5 protein-coding genes are annotated in these 3,915 nt (G+C 73.8%); 1 reads left to right on the top strand and 4 read right to left on the bottom strand.

The annotated features are described in order from the left end of the window. A partial coding sequence (locus E6J59_04525) for an S-(hydroxymethyl)glutathione dehydrogenase (protein TMB22113.1) occupies positions 1 to 111 on the bottom strand: 111 nt, incomplete at its 3' end. A 46-nt stretch (positions 112 to 157) separates the two neighbouring features. Then, positions 158 to 658, bottom strand: coding sequence for a type II toxin-antitoxin system VapC family toxin (locus E6J59_04530; GenBank protein ID TMB22114.1), 501 nt, complete (start codon positions 656 to 658; stop codon positions 158 to 160). Positions 659 to 917: 259 nt separating this feature from the next. On the opposite strand from E6J59_04530, the gene ilvD reads away from it, so the two are divergent. Further along, positions 918 to 2,609 carry a dihydroxy-acid dehydratase gene (ilvD, locus tag E6J59_04535; protein TMB22115.1) on the top strand — a complete coding sequence of 564 codons (1,692 nt, stop codon included), beginning with the start codon at positions 918 to 920 and terminating at the stop codon, positions 2,607 to 2,609. On the opposite strand, the gene E6J59_04540 is transcribed toward ilvD, so the two are convergent. After that, positions 2,610 to 3,041: a type II toxin-antitoxin system VapC family toxin gene (locus E6J59_04540; protein ID TMB22116.1), complete on the bottom strand. Its 432-nt coding sequence runs from the start codon at positions 3,039 to 3,041 to the stop codon at positions 2,610 to 2,612. Further along, positions 2,978 to 3,235, bottom strand: coding sequence for a type II toxin-antitoxin system prevent-host-death family antitoxin (locus tag E6J59_04545; GenBank protein ID TMB22117.1), 258 nt, complete (start codon positions 3,233 to 3,235; stop codon positions 2,978 to 2,980). Before E6J59_04545 ends, E6J59_04540 begins: the two co-directional genes overlap by 64 nt. Positions 3,236 to 3,915 lie beyond the last annotated feature (680 nt).

The raw sequence follows: 3,915 nt of genomic DNA on the forward strand, positions 1-3,915 counted from the left end.
CCCGCTCACCGTGGAGGCGTCGGTGTGGCAGACGCCCGTCGCGACCAGGCGCACCAGGCACTCGCCGAGGGGCTGGCGCGGCTCCCAGCAGATGGCGGCGCGGACCTTCACGGGGACACCGAGGCTAGCAGGCCCCGCGCCTCGGCCGCCAGCGAGGTCAGTCCCAGACGACCTGCAACAGACCGCTCTCTTGCATGCCGGTGTCGGCGGAGAGGAGCGGGCAGCCGACGGCCCGCGCGGCCGCCATGATCATGCGGTCGAAGGGGTCGTGCACCCCGGGTAGAAGCGCAAACTCCCTCGCCTGGGCGAGGTCGAGCGGGAGGAGCTGGAGCTCGGAATTCCGCTCCAGCGTCGCCTCCAGCTCGGGGATGCCGATCGCGCTCCGCCCGCGCTCGCGCAAGAGCACGATCTCCACCGGGACGATCGCCGGAATCCAGGCGCGGCATCGCCCGCGATCGACCTCGCGCAGCATGCGTCCCGCCGACCTTCCGACCCGCCGCCCCTGCACGTACCAGACGAAGGCGTGCGTATCGAGGACGCAGGCCTTCACTTCACCTTCGCGTGGCGCCGCAGGCGGGTCTCGAGCTCCCGCGTGAGCGAGCGGCGCACGCGACGGAACTCCTTCAGCTCCTGCGGAGCCCGCAGGTGGCTCAGCCATCCCAGCGTGGGCAGCGGCTTCCGCCGTCGCCGCGCCTTCGCGCCCAGCTCCCGCCGGACGAGGAAGAGCATCTGCGCCGACACGCTTCGCCGCTCGGCCTTCGCGACCGCTCGCAGCTGCTCCAGGAGCTCTGGCTCGATCCTCAGCGTCATCACCCGGCTCGCCGGCATGTGTTCGTTTGTATTACACGAAGGGCGGCCGACAAGCACCGGCTCCGGCCTCTTCTCGCCGCCGGCACACTAGGCTACGATCCCCGCCCATGTCACTCGACCCCCGCCACAAGAGCCGCTCCCTCCTCGACGGACGCGACCGCGCGCCCGCGCGCTCGTATCTGAAGGCGATCGGCTTCTCCGACGCGGACCTCACGCGCCCGATCGTCGGCATCGCCAACACCTGGACCGAGACCATGCCGTGCAACTTCAACCTGCGCCGGCTCGCCGAGCAGGTGAAGCGCGGCGTGCGCGAGGCGGGCGGCACGCCGATGGAGTTCAACACGATCGCCATCAGCGACGGCATCACCATGGGCACCGAGGGCATGAAGACCTCGCTCGTCTCGCGCGAGGTGATCGCCGACTCGATCGAGCTGGTGGCGCGCGGGCACATGTTCGATGCGCTGGTCGTGCTGGTCGGCTGCGACAAGACGATCCCCGGCGGCGCGATGGCCCTGCTGCGCGTCGACGTGCCCGGCTTCGTCCTCTACGGCGGCTCCATCCAGCCCGGGCGCTTCCGCGGGCGCGACGTCACCATCCAGGACCTCTTCGAGGCGGTGGGCGCGAACGCGGCCGGAAAGATGAGCGACCGGGACCTGAAGGAGCTGGAGGACGTGGTCTGCCCCGGCGCGGGCGCGTGCGGCGGGCAGTTCACCGCCAACACCATGGCGCTGGCGCTCGAGTTCCTCGGCCTCTCGCCCATGGGCACGGCGAGCATCGCGGCCACCGACCCGGCCAAGGACGAGGTCGGCCGCCGGGCGGGCGCGCTCGTAATGGACATGCTCCAGCGCGGGCTGCGCCCGCACGAGATCGCGACGCGCGCGGCCTTCGACAACGCGATCGCGGGGGTGGCGGCGAGCGGCGGCTCGACGAACGCCGTCCTCCATCTACTCGCGCTGGCGCGCGAGGTCGACGTGCCGCTCACCATCGACGACTTCGACCGCGTAAGCGGCCGCACGCCAGTGTGGGCCGATCTGAAGCCGTGGGGTCGGTTCACCGCGGTCGACCTCGGCAATGCGGGCGGCGGCGCGGTGGTCGCCAAGCGCCTGGTCGCCGCGGACCTGGTCGAGGGCGGCGCGCTCATGCCGAGCGGCCGCACCCTGGCCGAGGAGGCGGCCCGCGCGGTCGAGACGCCAGGGCAGGAGGTCGTCGCCCCGCTCGAACGGCCGCTCAAGCCGAGCGGCGGCCTCGTCATCCTGAAGGGCAACCTCGCGCCGGAGGGTTGCGTGGTGAAGATGGCCGGCCACGAGCGCACGACGCACCGCGGCCCCGCGCGCGTCTTCGAGCGCGAGGAGGACGCCATGGCCGCCGTCACCCGGCGCGCGATCAAGGCGGGCGACGTGGTCGTCATCCGCTACGAGGGCCCGCGCGGCGGCCCGGGCATGCGCGAGATGCTGGGCGTCACCGCGGCGCTCGTGGGTGAAGGCCTGGGCGAGCAGGTCGCGCTCCTGACCGACGGCCGCTTCAGCGGCGCCACGCGCGGCCTGATGGCCGGCCACGTCGCGCCCGAGGCGGCCGTCGGCGGCCCGATCGCCGCGGTCGAGGAGGGCGACACGATCGCCTTCGACGTCGAGAAGCGTCGCCTCGACGTCCTGGTGGACGACGCGACGATCCGCCAGCGCCTCGCGCGCTGGCGCCCGCCGGCGCCGCGCTACACGAGCGGCGTGTTCGCCCGGTACGTGGCGCTGGTGTCGTCGGCGGCGGAGGGGGCGGTGCTGCGGCCGGGGGGCGGGCCGCGCTGACTACAGCTCCACGCTGCCGCGCTCGCCGAGGCGACGCAGCAGCTCCTCGTCGCCGGTCGCCAGCCGCCACCCCCGGAGGCCGGCGTGGGCGACGAGCAGCCGGTCGAACGGGTCGCGTGTCCACCCGAGATCCAGGGCGCGCGTGAACCAGGCGGCAGAGGAAGGCTCGTCCAGCAGCCAGCGTCCGTCGTCCGTGAGCGCGGCGACCGCCATCCCGCGGCGGACCCGGGCGCGACCCGACTCGAGAAGGAGCTGAATCTCGAGCAGGCTGGCCGGAGAGGCATAGAGCCGCCCGGACCAGCGCACGAGCGGTCGGCTTCGTCGATGACCTTCGTAGAGCCAGATGAGCGCGTTGGTATCGAGGAGGATCACCGGGCACGGCCCCGCCGCGGCGCGAACCTGAGCCCCTTTCGGCCCCAGGCCCAGGTCCATTCACCCTCCATCACCACCGGATCGATGAACTCGAAGATCGACTCGCGACGCTTCGCGCGGCGCGGCGCCGACCGGTCCGCCTTGACGACGAAGCGCACGCCTCTGCGCTCGATCACGACCTCCTGCCCTCGCTCGGCCGCGTTCAAGAGACCGGACAGGTGCTTGCGCGCCTCGGCGGCCGTGTATCGCGTCATATGTACATTGTACAGGGAGCCCTCGTCCGCCGCTACCCGCTCGCCCGCTTGAGCCGGCTGAGCACCGCGCCCAGCTCGCCCGTCTCCACCGCCGCGCCGTCGCGGAAGGCGATCACCTCGTGCGCCATGGGCGAGAGGCGCGCGCCGGGCACGAGGACCCCGACCAGGTTGAGCGGGTCCGCGGCGGCCACGACCACGGTCTCCGGCGCCTCCGCCCCCCGCCGCCTGACCGCGCGCAGCGCCTCCACCGCCTCGGGGAGCGCGAACTGCTCGCCGACCAGCCCGGCGACGAAGCGCCCCCCGCGGATCTCGCCGCGCGCCTCGAGCGCGCGCAGCACGCCCAGCACGACGCGCCACGGCGGCATGCGCGACTCGCGCGCGAGGAGCTCGCGCACCACCACGCCCCAGCGGCGGAGCACCTGCCGCGCGAAGCGCATCGGCTCGGCATCGGCGTCCGTGTCGGTACCGGCGCGCAGCAGCGCCCAGCGGCCGGCCGGCACGAGCCGCGCCCGGCCACCGCGCACCGCGCGCAGGCGGCGCGGCCGCCGCTCGCTGTCCGGCTTGAGGAGCGTGCGCAGGCCCGCCGCGCCGTCGCCGGTGACGAGTCCGCGCGCGACCAGCGTCCACAGCGCCTCCTCGGCGGCCGCGGGAAGGAGGCGGGTGGCGCGCGCGATGTCGGC

Source organism: Deltaproteobacteria bacterium, from assembly GCA_005879795.1.
Classification (GTDB): Bacteria; Desulfobacterota; Binatia; order DP-6; family DP-6; genus DP-6.

What these genes read in the sequence shown, in the direction of transcription:
- ilvD (TMB22115.1), top strand. Translation starts at nt 918, where the DNA reads ATGTCACTCGACCCCCGCCACAAGAGCCGCTCCCTCCTCGACGGACGC.
- E6J59_04545 (TMB22117.1), bottom strand. Translation starts at nt 3,235, where the DNA reads ATGACGCGATACACGGCCGCCGAGGCGCGCAAGCACCTGTCCGGTCTC.
- E6J59_04540 (TMB22116.1), bottom strand. Translation starts at nt 3,041, where the DNA reads ATGGACCTGGGCCTGGGGCCGAAAGGGGCTCAGGTTCGCGCCGCGGCG.
- E6J59_04530 (TMB22114.1), bottom strand. Translation starts at nt 658, where the DNA reads ATGGCTGAGCCACCTGCGGGCTCCGCAGGAGCTGAAGGAGTTCCGTCG.